The 16,527-nt window shown below is 73.5% G+C and carries 13 protein-coding genes and 1 pseudogene; 9 read left to right on the top strand and 5 right to left on the bottom strand.

Annotated features, from left to right (window positions below):
• The first annotated feature begins 37 nt into the window (after positions 1–37).
• On the top strand, positions 38–1,189 hold the full coding sequence (locus BXU09_RS15490; RefSeq protein ID WP_078305240.1) for an HD domain-containing phosphohydrolase: 1,152 nt from the start codon (positions 38–40) through the stop codon (positions 1,187–1,189).
• Between the two features lie 102 nt (positions 1,190–1,291).
• Here the strand turns inward: BXU09_RS15490 and BXU09_RS15485 are convergent, their stop codons facing one another.
• Entirely contained in the window at positions 1,292–2,176 is an 885-nt protein-coding gene (locus BXU09_RS15485; RefSeq protein ID WP_078305239.1) for a BadF/BadG/BcrA/BcrD ATPase family protein, read from the bottom strand.
• Positions 2,177–2,288: 112 nt separating this feature from the next.
• Between BXU09_RS15485 and BXU09_RS15480 the strand changes: the two genes are divergently transcribed.
• Entirely contained in the window at positions 2,289–3,548 is a 1,260-nt protein-coding gene (locus BXU09_RS15480) for an MFS transporter (protein WP_240501397.1), read from the top strand.
• 6 nt (positions 3,549–3,554) lie between these two features.
• Here the strand turns inward: BXU09_RS15480 and BXU09_RS15475 are convergent, their stop codons facing one another.
• A complete protein-coding gene (locus tag BXU09_RS15475) occupies positions 3,555–4,478 on the bottom strand; it encodes an MJ1477/TM1410 family putative glycoside hydrolase (RefSeq protein WP_078305238.1) in 924 nt (307 codons plus the stop codon).
• Between the two features lie 79 nt (positions 4,479–4,557).
• Positions 4,558–4,854, bottom strand: a complete 297-nt coding sequence (locus BXU09_RS21010) for a hypothetical protein (protein WP_168174635.1) — start codon at positions 4,852–4,854, stop codon at positions 4,558–4,560.
• 114 nt (positions 4,855–4,968) lie between these two features.
• On the opposite strand from BXU09_RS21010, the gene BXU09_RS15465 reads away from it, so the two are divergent.
• The 4 genes and pseudogenes from BXU09_RS15465 (at position 4,969) to BXU09_RS15450 (ending at position 10,828) form a co-directional block, all read left to right on the top strand.
• Complete coding sequence (locus BXU09_RS15465) at positions 4,969–7,521, top strand: UvrD-helicase domain-containing protein (protein WP_078305236.1); 2,553 nt, start codon at positions 4,969–4,971, stop codon at positions 7,519–7,521.
• Between the two features lie 60 nt (positions 7,522–7,581).
• Positions 7,582–7,764: pseudogene (locus BXU09_RS15460) on the top strand (GTP-binding protein); the annotation flags it as partial.
• Positions 7,765–8,378: 614 nt separating this feature from the next.
• Positions 8,379–8,909 carry a MarR family transcriptional regulator gene (locus BXU09_RS15455; RefSeq protein WP_078305235.1) on the top strand — a complete coding sequence of 177 codons (531 nt, stop codon included), beginning with the start codon at positions 8,379–8,381 and terminating at the stop codon, positions 8,907–8,909.
• Positions 8,906–10,828: an MDR family MFS transporter gene (locus BXU09_RS15450; RefSeq protein ID WP_078305234.1), complete on the top strand. Its 1,923-nt coding sequence runs from the start codon at positions 8,906–8,908 to the stop codon at positions 10,826–10,828. The genes BXU09_RS15455 and BXU09_RS15450 overlap by 4 nt, the downstream gene beginning before the upstream one ends.
• Positions 10,829–10,909: 81 nt before the next feature.
• Here the strand turns inward: BXU09_RS15450 and BXU09_RS21620 are convergent, their stop codons facing one another.
• Positions 10,910–11,056 (bottom strand): hypothetical protein, encoded by a 147-nt coding sequence (locus BXU09_RS21620; protein WP_240501395.1) that lies wholly within the window; start codon positions 11,054–11,056, stop codon positions 10,910–10,912.
• Positions 11,029–11,814, bottom strand: a complete 786-nt coding sequence (locus BXU09_RS15445) for a DMT family transporter (RefSeq protein ID WP_240501393.1) — start codon at positions 11,812–11,814, stop codon at positions 11,029–11,031. The genes BXU09_RS21620 and BXU09_RS15445 overlap by 28 nt, the downstream gene beginning before the upstream one ends.
• A gap of 113 nt (positions 11,815–11,927) precedes the next feature.
• On the opposite strand from BXU09_RS15445, the gene BXU09_RS15440 reads away from it, so the two are divergent.
• The 3 genes from BXU09_RS15440 (at position 11,928) to BXU09_RS15430 (ending at position 16,454) form a co-directional block, all read left to right on the top strand.
• Positions 11,928–13,610 (top strand): DNA repair helicase XPB, encoded by a 1,683-nt coding sequence (locus tag BXU09_RS15440; protein WP_078305233.1) that lies wholly within the window; start codon positions 11,928–11,930, stop codon positions 13,608–13,610.
• A 76-nt stretch (positions 13,611–13,686) separates the two neighbouring features.
• Positions 13,687–14,040 carry a hypothetical protein gene (locus BXU09_RS15435; protein ID WP_078305232.1) on the top strand — a complete coding sequence of 118 codons (354 nt, stop codon included), beginning with the start codon at positions 13,687–13,689 and terminating at the stop codon, positions 14,038–14,040.
• Positions 14,037–16,454, top strand: a complete 2,418-nt coding sequence (locus BXU09_RS15430) for a helicase-associated domain-containing protein (RefSeq protein ID WP_078305231.1) — start codon at positions 14,037–14,039, stop codon at positions 16,452–16,454. The genes BXU09_RS15435 and BXU09_RS15430 overlap by 4 nt, the downstream gene beginning before the upstream one ends.
• Positions 16,455–16,527 lie beyond the last annotated feature (73 nt).

Below are 16,527 nucleotides of genomic sequence, written 5' to 3'. Positions count from 1 at the left end.
CACAGGTCCGGCCCGCCCCCGCCGGTTAAGCTGCAGCATGGACACTTCTCTGACCCTGCTCAGCGTCGGAACTGAGATTCCTGCCGACCGGGACGCGGCGGCGCGGGATCTTCTGGGGCTCACGGCGGCGGCGCTGGCCTCACCGGACCTGGCCGGGGGCGTGACCCCCACCCTGGAGAAACTGGTGCGCGACACGGCCGCCGTCGGGTCGGCGTACTTCCAGACCGACACGCGCGCCCTGACCTACCGCGTGCGGGCCGCGACCGGCGAGATGCCCCAGACGGACGGCATGCAGGCCGTCGCCGCGCACGGCCTGCCGGCCGACACGCCCCTGATGCGCGCCCTGGAACGCGCGCAGGCGCCGCTGTTCTTCGACGATACGCGCCGCAGCCCGGAAACGCAGGGCTTCCCGGAACTGGGGGTCGCCAGTGTCGCCGCCGCTCCCGTCCGGGACGCGGATGGCCGGCTGTTGGGCGCGTTCCTGATGCACACCTTCGAGCCGCACGTCTGGCAGACGCAGGAGGCGACGCTGTTCAGCATGGTGTGCGGCACCGTCGCGGCGCTCGCCGGTCGGCTGGCGGCCGAGGAGGAAGCCCGCGCCGCCCGCGAGGCCGCCCTGCGCGCCCTGGGACTGGCGCTCGAGGCGCGGGACCGGGAAACGCAGGGCCACACCGACCGCGTGACTGGACTCGCCACGCGCTTCGCCCGTCGTCTCGGCTGGACCGACGCCGCCTGCGAGACGCTGCGCTGGGGCGCGTACCTGCACGACATCGGCAAGATCGCCGTTCCGGACGCGGTGCTGCTGAAACCCGGCCGCCTGGACCCGGAGGAATGGACCGTCATGCGTTCGCACGTCCATGCCGGCGTGAGATTCGCGCAGGCCCTGAACTTCCTGCCGCCGGGCGCGCTGGCCGTCATCCAGGATCACCATGAACGCTGGGACGGCAGCGGCTACCCCCGCAGTCTGGCGGGCGAGCAGATCAGCCTCCAGGGCCGCCTGTTCGCCCTGTGCGACGTGTACGACGCCCTGACCAGCGACCGGCCGTACCGGGCCGCCTGGACGCACGAACAGACGACCCGCGAGCTGCGCAGTCTGTCCGGCATTCACTTCGATCCGGGACTGGTCGAGGCGTTCATCGCGCTGACCGAGACGCGGCCCGACAGCGGCCCGCGCGACCCGCAGGACTGATACGGACTCCGGTTGAATGGCTTGTACAAGCCATTCGATCCGAGCGGATGCGAGTGGGAGCCAAGCGGCCGGAGCCCGGATGACCGGGGGGGCTGCCGGCGATCAGCCGCCGAACTGCGCGCCGGCGTACCGCGCGGCGGCCTCGGCGTGATCCCGCTGCTGCACGTTGACGCCCGGCAGCGCCCGCCCGAGCGCGGCGGCCAGCAGCGGCGAGCGCAGCGCCCCCCCGGTCGCCGTGACCGGCAGCGGCCCCACCTGCTCCTGCACGCGCCGCGCGAGTTCCGCCAGGGCCTGCGCGGCCTCCTCGATCAGGTGGGCGGCCTCCGCGTCGCCCGCCTCGGCCGCGCGGGACACGGCCGGCGCGAGCCGCGCCACCGCCGACGCGCCCGGATCCCCGTACGTGAAGCTCCGCAGGGTGTCCCAGTCGGTGCCGCCCGTGACGGCCCTCACCTCGCGGGCTAGCGGCGAGTCGGGCTCCTGACCCCGGTCGATCGCGGCCGTCAGGACCCGCAGCGCCGCGCGGCCCAGACTGAAGCCCGCCCCGTCGTCCCCGATGCGGTACCCGCGCCCACCGGCCCGCACGACCTCGCTGGCGCGGCCCACGTGGTACGCGACGCTGCCGGTGCCGGCGTACAGCAGCACGCCCGCGCCGGGCGACAGGTGCGCGCGGTACGCGAGATCCAGGTCACCCTCGAGACTCAGGTGCGCGGGGTTCATCTTCAGCGTGCCGGCCAGCGCCGCCGCCACCTGCGCCGCGTGGTCACTGCCGGCGCTCAGGCCCGGCACGCCCGCGTGCGCCGCGTCCGGCCGGCCCGGCAGCGCCGCGCCCAGTTCCGCCAGGGCCGCGTCGCCGGCCGGCGTGCCCAGCAGCGCCGCCGTGAACGGCGCGGTCCGCCCGGACGCGACCGACTGACCGGCGCGCACCAGCGTCCACTTGGTGCCGCTGCCACCGGCATCCAGGCCCAGCAGCAGGGGAGAGCGCGTCAAGAATTCACCACGAAACAGCGTTGCATCGCAGGCATTGTGACACCTCGGCCTGCGTGGTGGGGCCAGCCGTCCGCTGGACCGGGTGCAGTCCACGCGTGCTACGGTCGGGGACGTGCCCCCAGACCGCGCCCACCACGAGGTCCGCGCCCCGGACGACCGGCCCGGAACCCCGCCTGACGCCCGGCGCTGGCAGGCGCTGACGCTGCTGGCCGTGTCGGTCGTGCTGAGCATGTCCCCGTGGTTTTCGGCGGCCGCCGTGATCGGGCAGCTGCGCGCCGAGTGGGCCGTCAGCGAGGGCGCCTCAGCGTGGCTGACGCTGGCCGTGCAGCTGGGTTTCGTGGCAGGCGCCGTCCTGAGCGCTGGTCTGAACCTCCCGGACCGCGCGCCCCCCCGCACGCTGATCGCGCTGGGCTCCCTGCTGGCCGCCGCCGCGAACGCCGCGCTGCTGATCGCCCCCGGCGCGCTGGCCGGAACGGGCCTGCGCGCCCTGACCGGCGCGGCCCTGGCGCTGGTGTACCCGGTCACGCTGAAACTCATGAGCGCGCACTTCACGCGCGGGCGCGGGCTGGCGCTGGGCGTCATGGTGGGCGCCCTGACGCTCGGCGGGTCGCTGCCGCACCTCGTGAACGGCCTGGGCGGCGCGGACTGGCGCAGCGTGATCGCCGTGACCAGCCTGCTGGCCGCGCTGGGCGGCGCACTGGCCCTGACCGTCCCGCCCGGCCCGCGCGCCGCGCCGCCCGCCGCCTTCCGGCCCGCGCAGGCGTGGCAGTCCGTCACGCGCGGCGGCGTGGGCCTCGCGACCCTCGGGTACCTGGGTCACATGTGGGAACTGTACGCCCTGTGGACCTGGTTCGGCGTGTACTTCGCGGGCGTCCTGAGCGGCCCGCGCGCCGCCACGGACGCCCCGCTCGCCACGGCGCTCGTCGTCGGGGTCGGCGCGCTCGGCTGCGTGCTGGGCGGCGTCCTCGGGGACCGCTGGGGCCGGGTGCGCCTCACGGTCCTGGCGATGGTCCTGTCGGGCGGCGCGGCGCTGCTGCTCGCCGCGCTCAGCTGGGCCGGCGCCGGCCCGGCCGCCCTGCTGACCGTCAGCGTGTTCTGGGGATTCTGGATCATCGCGGACAGCGCGCAGTTCAGCACGGTCGTCAGCGAGATCGCCGACCCCGCCTACACCGGCACGGCCCTCACCGCGCAACTCGCACTGGGCTTCACGCTGACCGCCCTGAGCATCGCGCTGGTCCCGGTCCTGGCGGCCGCGGCCGGCTGGCCCGCCGTGTTCGCCGTGCTGGCCGCCGGGCCGCTGCTGGGCGCGTGGGCCATGACCCGCCTGGGCCGCCACCCGGACGCCGCGCGCATCGGCGGCGGGCGCGGATAGGGTGACTCAGCGGCCCGGTGTCAGGACGTCCGCCGCCCGCACCGTCACGTACGGGACCAGCCCGGCGGCGCGGGCGCGGGCGTACAGCGGCCCGATCAGCGCCTCCCGGTCGGCGTACTCGACGGTGAACACCGGTTTGCCGTGCGCCTTCCAGCGGGCGAATTCGGCCAGCAGCCGCGCCTGCCGCCCGGGTTCGGTGGGCGTGTTCATCGCGTACATGAACGTTTCCTCGTGCCCCAGGGCGTCCACGCACGGCACGTACCGCGCCTCCCGGATCAGGTCCGGGGCGTTCTGCGGCACGATCAGGAACTGCGGGTCGCGTGCGCGGGCGTGCGCGGCGACGCGGCACACCCAGTCGATCATCTCGTCGCGCGCCCCGGCCCGCTGCGGGTGGCGTTCGAAGGCGTCCACGAGATCCAGGTACGCCCCGTCGAACCCGGACTCCATCAGGCGGTCCAGGCTGCCCAGCGCGGTTGCCTGCCACTGGGGATGCCAGTACGCCACGTCGAAATTCCCGGGCCAGTCCGGGTCCTCTGCCAGCAGCCACGCGGGCGGGCGCTGCGCCCAGCCGGCCTGCCAGTACGCGCGGTAGCTCTCGGCCGCGCCGATGCTCAGGTACCCCAGCAGCAGCCGCTCCGGCTGACCCGTCCGGGTCCGCGCCGCGCCCAGCTCGGCCGGCGGCCACGGCATGCCGTCGTCATCCCCGGCGTCTATGACCACCAGATCGAACCCGGACGCCGCGACCGGCCCCAGCCGCGCCGGCCCGTACCCGGTGAGCTGGTACCCCCAGGTGCGTGCGCCGAGCAGACGCCGGGCCCGGTCCTGCGCCGCCGGGCTGTCCGCGCAGGCGCCTGCCAGCACGGCGAGCAGAGCGGCGACCAGCGAGCGGCGGGCACAGGACCGGCCGGACCGGCGAGCGGAATACACCATGACACCCCCTCCCCGGCCAGCTCCCTGGAGACACCTCTCCGGTCGACCCGGCGCGACTACTGGCCCCAGGGTACTCCCGTCAGGGGCGCGCGGCGCCGTGTTCCGGTACGGGGGCGCTGGGACTGACCGGTGTGGGGACACTGGGGCTGGCAGGCGCGCGGCGTTCCGGCGGGAGGACGCGGACGGCCACGACGGCGCCCCGGTGTTCGTTCGGGTGGCTCAGCAGTTCCTCGACGTGCCACGTGCCGAACGAGGCGGTCTCGATCCGGTCGTTCGGTGCGGGTGGACGGACGTGCCAGCGCAGCGTCATCAGCACCCGGGAGCCCTGCGTGATCATGTCGGTGACAAAACCGTCCGGGACGCGCAGGAGTCTCATCGTGCCGATCATGACCCGCCGGGAGCGCGGGTGTGTCAGCTCGCGCCGCTCTGTCTAGACGCCCCCGGGTCCCTGTCACCCGGCCGCGCGGCGCGTCATCATGTGGGCCGGCGCATGACCGACCGACCCCTCCACCTCCGCGCAGACCGGCCCGTCCCGGCACAGTTCACGGCCGAGCAGGCGGCCGTGGTGAGCGCCGTGCGGGATTCCGGGCGGCACCTGCTGATCCGCGCGACGGCCGGCAGCGGCAAGACGACCACCCTGACCGAGGCGGCGTGGCACGCCGGGCCGCGCAGCGTGTACTTCGTGTACAACCGCCACGCGACGGCCGGCGTGGCGGGCCGCCTGCCGCCGGACCTGCCGGCCCGGACGCTGCACGGGCACGGGCTGGGCCTGCTGGTCCGCGAGCTTCAGGGAAGGCGCGGGGGGGACGCTCCGGGCGCCGGACCGGACGTGCAACCCGGCAAGACCGCGCGCCTGCTGGGGGACGCCGGGCTGCTGCCGCCTCCGCAGGCGCCGGGCGACGCGGCGGCGCGGCGGGCGCTGCTGGGCGCGCTGGGCCGCGCGTGGGACACCTGCCGGGAATTCACGCTGAACCCGGAGGACCCGGACGACCGGGCGCTGCTGCTGGGCCTGAGCGGCTGGCCCGCCCCGGACGCCCACCCGCAGGTGAGCGCCGCCCTGCGAGGTGTGCTGAGTGACGGGCCGGGCAGTGGGCCGGGCGGCGGTGCGGACGCGCTGCTGCTGGACGCGCTGCGGCGACTGCCGGACCTGAGCGCCGCCGCGTTCCGCCAGGGCGGCGTGATCGATCACGCGGACATGCTGTGGCTGCCGCTGCACCTGAAGCTGGGACGCGGCGCGGTCCGCACGGCGCTGGTAGACGAGGCGCAGGACCTGACGCCGCTGCGCCGGGCGTTCGTGGAGCACGTCGCGGGCGTGCGCGCCCGGCAGCCGGGCCGGGTGATCCTGTGCGGCGACCCGGAGCAGACGATCTACGCGTACGCGGGCGCAGACCCGGCGGGCCTGCTGAACCTGGCGCGCGAACTGGGCGCGCAGGAGTTGCCGCTCAGCGTGTCGTTCCGCTGCGCGCGGGCCGTGGTCGCGGCGGCCCGGACGGTCAGTTCCTTCATCACGGCCGCGCCCGGGGCGCCGCGCGGCGCGGTCGAACACGTCAGCGCCGCCGGGCTGGAGGTCCGCCCCGGCGAGGCGGTCCTGTGCCGCCTGAACGCGCCCCTGCTGCGGCTGGCGCTGGACCTGCTGGCGCGGGGCGTGCGGGTCCATCTGACCGGCGGGGACCTCGCCGGGCGGCTGCTGGACGTGGCGGGGGCCGCGCTGCCGCCCACCTTCACCCGCCAGCAGGCCGACGACGGCCTGAGCGCGTACCTGACCGGCCGGCTGGAAAGCCTGGAGCGCGCCGGGGCCGCCGGGGACCGCCGCGCGCGCCGCGCCGCGCAGGACCTGCGGGACCTGTGCCGCTGCGCGCTGCTGCTGGCCCGCCGCGTGACCCGGCGCGGCCCGGCCCACCAGGAGGACCTGCGGGCCCTGCTGGCGCAGCTGCACGCGCCGCCCGCTGCGGGCACGGACGGCGCGGCGGTCACGCTGAGCACCGTGCACCGCGCCAAGGGCCTGGAGTGGCCGCGCGTGACGGTGCTGCACCCGGAACTGATGCCGCTGGGAGGCGGGGACCCGCAGGAGGAACGCTGCGTGCAGTTCGTGGCGTTCACGCGCGCGCGCACCACCCTGCGCCTCGCGTATGGCCCGGAGGCCTGGGCGCAGGGCCTGCGCGTTCCGACCGGCCCTGACCCCGAACCGGACGCGGCGGACGTGTCCGCCCAGTCCCCGGTGGCGCCAGCGGGCGTGGCGCCGAGGGGACTGCCGGGCCGCCGCCGTGCGGCGCCGCGCCCACCCGCGCCGCCCGGCTGGCAGCCCCCCGCCCTGACAGCCCGTACGGACGGTACGCCCACCTGGGTCGCGCCGGACGTTCCGGAGGCCGGACCTGTCGCTGCTGGGCCTGTCGCCGCCGGACCTGTGGCTGCCGGGGCTGCTGGCGGCGCGTCTGCTGGGGGGGCTTCTGCCGAGCACGAGGCGCTGCTGCGGGCGGCCCTGCGCGCCGCGCAGCGCGCCCCGGCCCTGCCGGAGCCTGCGCCACCGCTGAAGTTGCCGGACGACCGGGACTGGCCGCTGTTCGGCGGGCCGGACCTGCTGGACGCCGCCGACCTGCGCGCCCGGCTGAGTGCGCTGGCTGGGGAGGCCCGCGTGACCCTGCGCGAGTGGGCGGCCCTGGGCCTGACCCGGCTGGACCGCGCGCTGGCCGGTGTGGTGCCGGACCCGGCTGTGCCTGCGTCCGGGGCCACCAGCGTGCGCGTGTGCGTGCAGGTCGCCACGCTGCGGACCCTGGAAAGCGCGGCGGGCCGGGCGCGGCGGGCTGTTCCGGCCTTCCGCGTGCCGGACGGGGGCGGCGTGCGGGTGCTGGTCATGGAGGCCGGCGTGGCGCGCGAGGTGTTCGGGACGCTGCTGCGGGCGGGGCCGCGCGTGATCTCGGTGCAGGTGGCGGGGGAGACGTGGCGGTTTCACGCGCGGACCGGCGAGCCGCTGGACACGCCGTTCGAGCCGCTGGGCACGCACCTGCCGGCGCCGACGCTGGCCGCGCTGCGCCCGGCCGATTGACCGGGCCGGGCGGATGGTGCGGGTCAGCCGGGCAGGCGCCCTCTTGTCTTATTGATAAAGATGTATCAATATCATCGGGTGAGCGATCGACATATTCCCGTGACCGTCATCGGCGGCTTCCTCGGCGCCGGTAAGACCACCCTCGTCAACCACCTCATCCGCTCCACGGCCGACCACTTCGCCCTCACCACACCGGGGCGGCGCATCGGCGTAATCGTCAACGAATTCGGCGCGACCGGCATTAGACCTCTTGCGAAAATGGGTTTTCGGCAACCTTGACGAAAGAGGGTCGCAAGCCCGTGGCTTCAGTCATGGGTTAACCCCTCCCTTTCGCAGGACGGCGAAGCCGAAGCACTCAGTTCTGTGGTGAGCTAAACGGGCAATGCTCCCACACCGCATCAACGGCTGGGAGCGTGGCAAGCACCTGTACGAGGGTGTTGCGAGATGGAAGTTACTCTCCGCTACCGTCGTCTGCGAGGAGGAATCCCCGCGCATGTTCAGGAGTCAGAGTGACTTTCGCAGGAGGTCTGCTGAACCAATCCTGATGCGGATTCCTCTTCGCTCTTCGAACCACCCGGCCCGTCGCTGGGTGGTTCGTCGTCTGTGGAGAGACTTCTAGCCCCCGGGTCCCGGCCCGCTGCTGGGTGGGCCATGTGGCCTATGACCCGGCGCGTGCCAAGGGCGTACAGTCGATCGTTTCGAGGAGTGAATTCTTTCGACTCTCTGACAGGTGTGATGGGAAATACTATTTAGACTCAGAAATAGTTTCACGATTGAGAGCAATTCGGTCGACAGCCGACAGGCGGTCCGTCCCGCGCACCGACGGCAGGACAGACCCAGAGGAGACGCCCTACACGATGAACCAGAATTCCCCCACACCCGACCTGCCGTCCGATCCGGCCGCCGCCGCCCAGCGCCTGGGCGAGCAGATGAAAGCCCTGCACCGCTACGTGTCCGGGCAACTCATGCGCGCCATGCAGGACCAGTTGCAGGGCGACGACATGAGCTTCTCGCAGATGACGGCCCTGCACCAGCTGCGCGCCCACGCCGCCCTGAGTATCGGCGGACTGGCCGACCTGACCGGCCTGAGCCTCCCGGCCGCCAGTCACCTGACCGACCGCCTCGTGCAGCGCGGCTTCGCGGAACGCCGCGAGAACCCGGACGACCGCCGCGCCAAACTGCTCGCCCTCACCGCAGACGGGCACGCCTTCCTGGACAGCATGGACCGCCGCTTCAACGAGACCTACCAGCAGGTGTTCGGGCGGGTCGGCGTGGACCTGCTCGGCGCGGCCGCCGACACCATCGAGGCCGTCATGACCGAACTGCACGCCCAGGACGCCCGGCAGCCGGACCGCACCTGCCCACCCATCCCGGAGGACCCCGAATGACCCACGCCCAGCAGGCCCCCGAGGGCCGCATCGACTACGCCGAGACGCTGGACTTCCCGACCAAGCGCCTGATCCTGATCGGGACGCTGCTCGGCCTGTTCCTGAGCGCGCTGGACCAGACCATCGTCTCGACCGCCCTGCCGCGCATCACGCAGGAACTCGACGGCCTGTCCCTGTACTCCTGGGTGACGACCGCGTACCTGCTCGCCAGCACCGCCATGGTGCCCATCTACGGCAAACTCTCGGACATCTACGGCCGCAAGCCGGTGCTGATGTTCGGGATCGTGGTGTTCCTGATCGGCAGCGCCCTGTGTGGCATGGCGGGCGAACCCTTCCTGAACAACGTGTTCGGCAGTGGCATGATGCAGCTCGTGGTGTTCCGCGCCCTGCAGGGCCTCGGCGCGGCCGCCCTGACCAGCGTGGCGTTCGCGATCATCGCGGACATCTTCGCGCCCGCCGAGCGCGGCAAGTACCAGGGTCTGTTCGGCGCGGTGTTCGGACTGAGCAGCGTGATCGGGCCGCTGCTGGGCGGCTTCCTGACCGACAACATCTCGTGGCGGTGGGTGTTCTACGTGAACCTGCCCATCGGCCTGGTGGCGCTGGCGTTCATCTTCACGAAGATGCCGCGCCTCGCCAGCGGCCTGAAACCCAAGATCGACTACCTGGGCGCGCTGCTGATCATCGTGTTCAGCGTGCCGCTGCTGCTGGCCCTGACCTTCGGCGCGGACGGCACGTACGCCTGGACCAGCCCGGTCGTGCTGGGCATGTTCGCCCTGAGCGCCGCCGCGCTGGGCCTGTTCCTGTTCGTCGAGTCCCGTCACGAGAGCCCCATCCTGCCCCTGAGCCTGTTCAAGAACCCGACCTTCGCGTGGGGCGTCCTGGCGCGCTTCTTCATCGGCGCGGCGTTCCTGGGCGCCATCCTGTTCCTGAGCCTGTACCTCGTGAACGTGCAGGGCGTGTCCGCCACGGCCGCCGGGACCGCCACGATCCCCCTGACCATGGGCCTGATCGCCGGCGCGATCGGCAGCGGGCAACTGGCCTCGCGCCTCGGGTACTACAAGACCATGATCATCATCGGCCTGCTGCTCATGATGGGCGGCTTCGGGCTGCTCAGCACCCTGAACGCCGACACGCCGTACCTGCGCGTGGTGCTGTACATGGTCGTGCTGGGCCTGGGCCTGGGGCCGGCGCTGCCGCTGTACAACCTCGCCATCCAGAACGCCGTGAAACCCTGGGAGATCGGCGTGGCCACCAGCAGCGGGCAGTTCTTCCAGCAGTTCGGCAGCGTCATCGGGACCGCCGTGTTCGGTGCGATCCTGACTGCCACGCTGCCCGGCCAGATCGACCGTCAACTGGAACCCGTCCGGGCCGACGCGCCCCCCGCCCTGCGCGCGCAGCTCGAATCGATGAGCAGCAGCGCACCGCAGGGCGGCGGTGAGGGCAGCCCCAGCGTGGCCTTCGACGCGGCCGCCGCCAAGCAGAGCGCCGGGCAGGCCATTGAGGAAGGCTTCAGCGGCCTGCGCGCGGCCGTGACGGACGCCGTGAACACCGGCAACGTCGCGGCGGTCCAGGCGGTCGGAGCCAGCCCGCAGGTCCCGGCGGCGCTGGGCGAGCAGCTGCGCGCGATCACGGCGCCGGCCATCGCCACGCCGCAGGGCCGCGAGGCGGTCATCGCGGGCGTCACGCAGGGCCTCGACACCGCGCAGGCCGAAGCGGTGAAGCAGTCCGACACCACCCTGGACCGCGTGGGCCGCGCGTTCAAGGAGGCGTTCGCCACGACCGTCAGCCGCATCTACCTCGTGAGCATCCTCGTGGCGTTCCTGGCGCTGCTGGCCTCACTGCCCATGCCGAACCTGCGCCTGCCCCGCAAGGGCGAGGGCAAGGGAGAACCCGGCGGTCTCGCCTCCCTGGAAGGCTGAGCGACCCCACCACAGGCAGGAGAGGAGGCCCGGACGCGATGTCCGGGCCCCTCGCTGTTCATCTTTCGCGCTCCCTACCCCCTACTTGCCACTTCCTGCCTCCTCCTTCCCGTGCCCTCCGAAGGCGGCCACGCTCACGCCCGCCGCGAGCAGGATGCCCATGCCGGTCAGGGCCAGCGGGTCGGGCACGTGACCGAAGATCAGCAGGCCCAGCAGCGCCGCCCACACGAGTTGCAGGTACGAGATGGGCGCCAGGAACGAGGCGGGCGCCTCGCGGAACGCCAGCGTGAACAGCAGGTGCCCCCGCCACCCGTGACGCCCAGGCTCAGGAACAGCGCGGCGCGCAGCGGCGTCAGCGGCGGGCCGCTCAGGAACCACGGCAGCATCAGCCCGAAACACAGCGTGCCGATCAGGGCGCTGGAGTACAGCAGGTTCACCGGGCGTTCCGTGCCGCTCAGCAGCCGCGAGAGCAGCTGGTACGCGGCGTTCGATCCGGCGGCCAGCAGCGCCAGGGTCACGCCCAGCGGGTCGAGGTTCCCGCCGGGCCGGGCGATCAGCAGCACGCCCACGAAGCCCACCAGAACGCCCGCGCCGCGCAGCCACCCGACCTGTTCGCGCAGCAGCGGCTGGGCCAGCAGCACGACCAGCAGCGGCGCCGCGAACGACAGGGCCGTCGCCTCGGCCAGCGGCAGGCGTTGCAGCGCCGAGTTCATCAGCAGGGTGAGTAGCACCAGCGTCAGCGAGCGCGCCGCGACCAGCCAGGGCCGCTGCGTGACCAGCATGGACCGCCCGCGCGAGGGTGCGAGCAGGGCCGTCATCAGCAGCAGTTGCACCGCGTAGCGGACGCTGGCGACCAGCGGAACCGGGTACTCGGCGGTCAGGTGCTTGACGGTGGCGTCCAGGCACGCGAACAGCAGCAGCGCGCCCGCCAGCAGCGCCGCGCCGCGCAGGGGCCGGGAGACGCGCGTGGCGGCCGGCGCGGTCACGCGGACCGGCCGCGCCGGAGGGACAGGCCGGGCAGGGAAGGGCGGGGCATCGCGGCCCACCATACGCGCATTCCGCCCCGCCCCGGCCCTCACGCCGCTATGCTGCCCGGCGTATGCCGACCGATCCCATGAACCCGCTGATCGTGCAGGCGGACCGCAGCGTCTTCCTGGAGGCGTTCAACCCGCGCGCCGACGAGGCCCGCGCGGCCATTGCGCCGTTCGCGGAACTCGTGAGCAGCCCCGAGCACCTGCACACGTACCGCGTGACGCCGCTGTCGCTGTGGAACGCCGCCAGCACCGGCATGACCGCCGACGCCATGCTGGGCGCGCTGGAAGGACACGCGAAATTCCCGCTGCCGGGGAACGTCGTGACCGACATCCGCGAACTGGTGGGCCGCTGGGGCCGCCTGACCCTGGACCGCTTCGACGAGGCGCTGATCCTGTCCGCCGCGCCCGGCGACGGCCCGCTGCTGAGCGAACTGGCCCGCCACAAGGCCGTGGGACCGCTGCTGCGCGAACGCATGAGCGACGTGGTGTACACCGTGGACGCCGGAGCGCGCGGGGAACTCAAACGCGCCCTGATGGACGCCGGCTGGCCCGTCGACGACCACGCCGGGTACGCGCCGGGCGCGCCGTTCGCCGTGACCCTCGCGCCGGACCTGACCGTGCGCGACTACCAGCGCGAGGCGGCGCAGGCGTTCTACCAGAGCGGCAGCGACACCGGCGGGTCCGGCGTGGTCGTCCTCGCGCCCGGCGCCGGCAAGACCGTGGTCGGCATGGTCGCCATGAGCCTCGTGGGGCAGCGGACGCTGGTGCTGACCACCAACCGCACCAGCGTTAACCAGTGGCAACGCGAACTGCTCGCCAAGACGGACCTGACCCCCGACGACGTGCAGGAGTACGCGCCGGGCCGTCCCGCCGGGCGGGAACTGGCGCCCGTGACGCTGTGCACGTACCAGATGCTCACGCACCGCCGCCCCGGCGCGCCCGCCGGGGAGGAGCATCCGCACATGAGCCTGATCGGCGCGGCCGAGTGGGGCCTGATCATCTACGACGAGGTGCACCTGTTGCCCGCCCCGGTGTTCCGCCTGACGGCCGGCGTGCAGGCCCGCCGCCGCCTGGGCCTGACCGCCACCCTGGTCCGCGAGGACGGCCGCGAGGGCGACGTGTTCGCCCTGATCGGCCCGAAACGCTACGACCAGCCCTGGAAAACCCTCGAAGCGCAGGGCTGGATCGCGGCCGCCACCTGCGCCGAGGTGCGCCTGCGTCTCCCGGCCGACGAGCGGCCCGCGTACGCCGCCGCGCCCGACCGGCAGAAGCACGGGCTGGCCGCCGTGAACCCCGCCAAGCGCGCCGCGCTGCGCGCCGTCCTGGCCCGCCACCCGGACGCCCCGACCCTGGTGATCGGCGCGTACCTGGACCAGCTGGACCTGATGGCCGCCGACCTGGAGGCGCCGCTGATCACCGGGAAGACCCCGCAGCGCGAACGCGAACGGCTGTTCCAGGCGTTCCGCGAGGGGCGGCTGCGGGTGCTGCTGCTCTCCAAGGTCGGGAACTTCGCGCTGGACCTCCCGGACGCCGAGGTGCTCGTGCAGGTGTCCGGCGCGTTCGGGTCCCGGCAGGAGGAAGCGCAGCGGCTCGGGCGACTGCTGCGCCCCAAGGCCGACGGACGCGGCGCGCACTTCTACTCGCTGGTCACCCGCGAGACCGTCGAGGAGGACTACGCGCACCACCGGCAGCTGTTCCTCGCGGAGCAGGGCTACACGTACGACATCATCGACGAGAGCGAACTGTAGGCGCTCTGGCCGGTGGGCCGGCGTGCCGTCACGGCATTGACAGCGCGCCGTTCCATGCGCAGCATGCACGTACCTCATGACCGACCAGACTCCCAAACGACGCGGACGGCCCCCCAAGGTGCGGCCTGACGAGACGACCACGCCCGCCGCGCCCGCACCGGCCAGAGCTTCCCGCTCCAAGGCGGCCCCGGCCCTGCCGGAGCCCACCTTTCTTCCCGAACGCCTGACCGTCCACGCGGGCCTGACCCTGCTGGAAGTGCAGGACCCGGCCGACCTGGACGCCCTCCTGAGCGACGCGCGGCTGAGTCCGCACGTCGCCGAGCGGCTCGCGCCGACGTTCGCGCTGCTGCGCCCCGGCACGGACGCCGCCGCGCTCGACGCCCTGCGCCGCGCCGGGCACACGCCCCGCGTGACCGGGGGCCAGCCGTGAGTGGCCCCACCGACCAGGGGGCGTTCACGAAAGCCAACGCGAAGGTCGCGCTGGACGCCGTGGCGGCCCTGGAGGAACGCAAGGCCCAGGACTTCGACGATTCCATCAGCCGCCTGCCTCGCCCGTACCAGCAGAGAATCGCGGCCCGGTACAGCGGCGAGAAGATCGGCAGTGGCGCCCGCGCGGCCGAGGTGATCGGTCAGGTGCGCAGCAGCCCGGAGGCGCTGCGGAAACTGGTGGCGAGCCTGAGCGTCATGGAACGCGCGGCGCTGAACGAGGTGGCCCGGCAGGGCGGATTCATGGACGGCTGGGACCTGCACGTCTTCCTGCGACTGCGGGACCTGCGCGGCGACCCGCGCGTGTTCGGCAGTCCGAAGGGCAGGGTCGGGGACTTCTCGGTGTCGGAATTCACCGGGGCCGCCGCCCTGTGGGAACTGCTGACGGGCGGTCTGCTGCTGCCCGAGGCACTCCCGAACGTCTGGATGCAGTCGTACTACAGCCAGTTCGAACCGCTGGGACGACTGCCCAGCCGGGTCCTGCTCGACCCGCGCCTGAGGCCCCTGCTGCCGCCGGAACCTGCCCCGCCCATCACGGCCCCCCCGACCGAGGTGCCGGCCGCGCCCGGCCAGACGGACCTGACGCCCCTGCGGCTGCTGGAGGTGCTGCGCGGCGTGCGCCTGCACCCGCTGGCCGTCACGAAGACCGGCACGATCAGCCGCGCGTCCCTGAAGAACCTCGCCAGGAGCGTCACGGCCGTGGACGACCTGGAAGGCTGGGTGATCGCGGGCCTGAACCTGGGCCTGCTGATCCGCGAGGGCGACCGCGTGACGGTCACCGCGCAGGCCGAGCGGCACCTGACGACCCTCGACCCGGCGCGGCTGCGCGCCGTCCTGAGCGGCCCGAGCGGGCACGTCCATCCGGAGGACGCCCGCGTGTCCTTCAACTCGGTCACGGTCGTGCGGCGACTGCTGGGCGCCGTGCTGCGCGCCCTGCCCCACGCGACCACGCAGGCCGAGGTGATCCGCCTGACCCGGCTGGTCACGCCGCCGGAACTGCTGGGGTCCCGGCCCGGCCAGTCAGCCCGGCCCGACGCGCTGGACCGGTGGGCGGCCGTGGCACTGCGCGGGCAGCTGAGCGCGGCCGGACTGGTGCACGTCAGCGGCGAGGGACCGGACTCGGCCGTCACGCCCGCGCACCTGATGACCCCGCCCGCTCCGTCCGGCCCGGCCTGGATCCTGCAACCGAACTTCGACCTGCTGGTGTACCCCGCCAACCTCACGCCGCAGCAGTGGCCCCTGCTGGCCGCCGCCGAGGCCGTGCGTTTCGACGGTCAGACCGCCTCGTACCGCCTGACCCGCCAGAGCGTGTACGCCGCGCTGGAAAGCGGCCTGAGCCTACCGGACCTGCTGGCCGGGTTGCAGGCCGGGTCCGCCACGCCCCTGGCGCCGGGCGTGCAGCGCAGCCTGGAGGACTGGGCGGCGCGCCGCGACCGCCTGACCCTGCACCGCGCCGTCAGCCTGCTGGAGTACCCCACGCCCGCCGAACGCGGCGCCGCCCTGAAGAAACTCGGCGGCACGCCGGTCGGCGAGCGCTTCCTGCTGCCCGCCGGCACCGACTTCAAACTCCCGTCCGGCACGCCGGTCCTGCTGGCCGACGGGTCGCCCACCCAGACCTTCTCGTTCAACCCGGACGGCTCCTTCCGCGCCGAGGGCAGCGTGGACCTGCACGCCCGCGGACTGCTGCGCGGCCGCGTGGCCACCCGCCCGGACGGCCGCCTGGAACTGCGGCCCACCGCGCCCGGCGCTCTGCCCGCGTCGTTCCTGCCGGACCTGGAGGCGCGCGTCAAGGGTCGCCTGCCGGGCGCGCTGCGGCTGCAACTGGGCGTCTGGAGCGGCCAGACGCCCCCGCCGTCCCTGGCGAGCGTGGCGCTGCTGTCTCATCCGCAGGCCGCCGCGCTGGCCGCGCACCCGCGCCTGAAAGGCCTGATCGGCCCGGTGATCGGCCCGAACCTGTTCACGGTGGACGCCGCGAACGTGGACGCCGTGCGCCGCGCCCTGGACACCCTGGGCCTGAGTCCCACCACCGACCTGACCGTCCCGGAGAACCGCTCGGCGGAACTGACCATCATGGACGACACCCGCCAGAAACGCGCCTTCCTGGAACGCGCCATCGAGGCCGGGCAACGCGTGCTGGTGCAGTACAACGTCGAGAAGTACGTCGGCTGGTCGGGGCAGCCCAGCGCCGGGCGCAGCGTCCTGGAGGAACTCGAACCCCTCAGCATCGAGCGCGGCAGCGGGAACACACCGTACCTGAACGCCCGTCTGGTCGGCGAGCCCGGCAAGGGCCGGGGCGCGCAGACCTCCAGGGAGCGGCACATCCGCATCCAGTACGTGACCGGCATGGCGCTGCGCTGAGACGGACTCCGATTGAATGGGTTGCAAAACCCGTTCAATCCGAGCGGAGCGAGTAGGAGCAAAACGGGTTCCG

Origin of the sequence: Deinococcus sp. LM3 (assembly GCF_002017875.1) — a bacterium.
In the GTDB taxonomy this organism is placed as follows: Bacteria; Deinococcota; Deinococci; order Deinococcales; family Deinococcaceae; genus Deinococcus.
This window is presented reverse-complemented; position numbering and strand designations above follow the sequence as displayed.

Coding starts and splice junctions, on each gene's coding strand:
- BXU09_RS15465 (WP_078305236.1), top strand. CDS start 4,969: ATGACCGACCGACCCCTCCACCTCCGCGCAGACCGGCCCGTCCCGGCA.
- BXU09_RS15450 (WP_078305234.1), top strand. CDS start 8,906: ATGACCCACGCCCAGCAGGCCCCCGAGGGCCGCATCGACTACGCCGAG.
- BXU09_RS15455 (WP_078305235.1), top strand. CDS start 8,379: ATGAACCAGAATTCCCCCACACCCGACCTGCCGTCCGATCCGGCCGCC.
- BXU09_RS15440 (WP_078305233.1), top strand. CDS start 11,928: ATGCCGACCGATCCCATGAACCCGCTGATCGTGCAGGCGGACCGCAGC.
- BXU09_RS15435 (WP_078305232.1), top strand. CDS start 13,687: ATGACCGACCAGACTCCCAAACGACGCGGACGGCCCCCCAAGGTGCGG.
- BXU09_RS15490 (WP_078305240.1), top strand. CDS start 38: ATGGACACTTCTCTGACCCTGCTCAGCGTCGGAACTGAGATTCCTGCC.
- BXU09_RS21010 (WP_168174635.1), bottom strand. CDS start 4,854: ATGAGACTCCTGCGCGTCCCGGACGGTTTTGTCACCGACATGATCACG.
- BXU09_RS15475 (WP_078305238.1), bottom strand. CDS start 4,478: ATGGTGTATTCCGCTCGCCGGTCCGGCCGGTCCTGTGCCCGCCGCTCG.